The 2,212-nt window shown below is 41.9% G+C and carries 1 protein-coding gene and 1 pseudogene; both read right to left on the bottom strand.

Annotated elements, in window-relative coordinates; translation table 11 throughout:
• A pseudogene (locus F6K49_RS42730) lies at nt 1–1,395 on the bottom strand (hypothetical protein); the annotation flags it as partial.
• Nucleotides 1,396–1,941: 546 nt separating this feature from the next.
• Nucleotides 1,942–2,212: HisA/HisF-related TIM barrel protein (locus F6K49_RS42725; protein ID WP_293107542.1), on the bottom strand; the 271-nt coding region annotated here is incomplete at its 5' end.

Raw genomic sequence — 2,212 nt, 5'->3', positions numbered from 1 at the left:
ACCCAGTAATATACCTGCGATCGCTCCCAAAATAATCTGAAGTTCCTGATGTTGCGGAATCGGATATTGAGGCTGTTTGGGTTTGAGAATAAGTTCCCAAGAATAAGGCTGGAAGCTTTCCTTAAGCGCCAACAGAGTGTCTAATCGTTGGGTTGTCTCTGTAAGTTTCTGCCGTAAACTGGTGTACTTTGGATCTATCACCAACATCTGTTTCATGTCTTGCTCAAGACTTTCTTCTTCCTCAGCAAGAGCTTCTTGTCGTGCTTGCAAAACTGATATTTGGATGCTTTGATCTACCAGTTGTTGAGTGAGCTGCTGGTGAATTGAATTGGGTGATACCTTAGGAACATCTGTATCTGTAAGTTTGATCCCCAGTACCTGTTCAGCTTCAGAGCGTAACAGGGATAAGAAATTATACTTTTGCTGCTGTAGGGTCTTGATGGTGGGACTGTTTGGAGTATAGCGGCTTGACTCGATAGCAATCTCAGCCTCAACCTCTTCTAGGTGGTTGAGCATCTTTTGGTAGTAAGGGTTTTCAGCCAAAGTCACTTGAGCCAGAGCTAACTCCGAGGCGCGAGAGTCCTTGACCTGATTTGATGACAATCCTAGCTTTTGAGAAATGATCTGGTAGAAGGACTGAGCTTCCTTAAGCTGGATGTCAGTATCTAATTGCTGTTGCTTAATCTGGCTAATCTGAGTTGAAAGCTGCTGTTTTTGATGATCATAGTCGATTAACTTGTACCCTAGCTCCAACTTCAGCAGTTCTTCCTCCAGTCTGTCTACCTCTTGGCGTACTTGAGGCAACTCTCTATTTGCTAGCTCAAGGTCTTTGTGATGGTAACTTGCTTCTTGTTGGCGGGAGTAATTGATATAATTATCGGCAAGCTGCTTTAAAACAAAGTGAACTTTTTGAGGATCACTATCCCGGTAACGAACTTCTAAGACACTAGTTCCTTCAATATGTTTGATCCTCAGGTGATTATTCTTGACTAAAGACTTGTAGCTAGTTTTGCCATAGCGCTTGTTTATTTCCTCAATCACGGGAGTGATGAGTTTCTCACTACGCAGTACCAGCATTTGGGTTTTATAAGCCAAGGTTTCAAAAGCTGGTGTCGATTGATTTTCATCATCATCCTGTGCTGTCAGAGGCTCCAGACTGAGTCGGAACTTGCCTTCGTACAGAGGTTTCTGATTAGAGGTCCATAAAAAAATACTAGCTGTTATCGTAATTGCTACACCAGCAGCCACTAAAAAGCGACGCCGTATGATCGTCCAAATCTCCTCTAGCTTACGCCCATCCTGATAGTATTTTGAGTTTCTAGTGTGGTAGATGACGGGCTGTGAGTGGATATATTTACCATTCCCCTGTGGGAAAAGCTCTGATTTATTGCCCATCTCTATATGTGCCTTTTGATTTATTGGTTTAAGTTATGTTCAAGAGTAACTGAAGCTATGGCTAATCGCTCCCCTATCATACCTTCGGTAGTTGCCACTAACCATCAGCTCTGTAGTTAGTTTGTGTTAACAAACTAGTTTTTGACACTAGAACTGGAAAATTTTACGCAAAACTTATCAAATATCCGGATAAAATGAAGGAATGGTTAAGTTAGGGCAATAGTGTTTGCTGGTACCAAGTGACATTCATAGGTAGCACTATCTACCTATCTCCCCATTCCCTTATCCTCCTGTGTAGCTAAATAACACTTGAAGAATGGAATTGAGTTGAGTAGTATGGTCTTGAATTTAAGTTATAAATATAAAAAGGAAAAGGTCAATGGTTATAATTCCTTGCCCTTTCCCCCTTTACTAAACTTTTACAGTGTAATCAGGAAGCAGTTATACAAATTATTCTCTTAAAATATTGCCCCTGACAATGAAAAACTGATCATGGGGTATTTGGCTCGAATCAGATCAATTTTCCCTTTTTCCATTGACGAGTGATCAAGCAAAGCTAGAAAAGCCCATATCTAGAGGGATATCTTGTAACCTTCCAGGACCGACTGCTTGAATAGCTTCTTTGAGAGACATATCTCCGGTGTAAAGCGCACGACCAACAATTACACCGCTAACGCCTAGAGATTCGAGAGTAAGTAGACTCAACAGATCAGTGATTGAACTGACACCCCCAGAGGCAATCACGGGGATCGATATATGACTTGCTAGTTCCCTTAGAGCGTCTAGGTTTGGTCCAGACAGAGTTCCATCCCGGTGA

The sequence above is a fragment of the Moorena sp. SIO3I6 genome (assembly GCF_010672095.1).
Note: the sequence above shows the minus strand (reverse complement) of the source record. Positions and strands in the feature narration are given on the sequence as shown.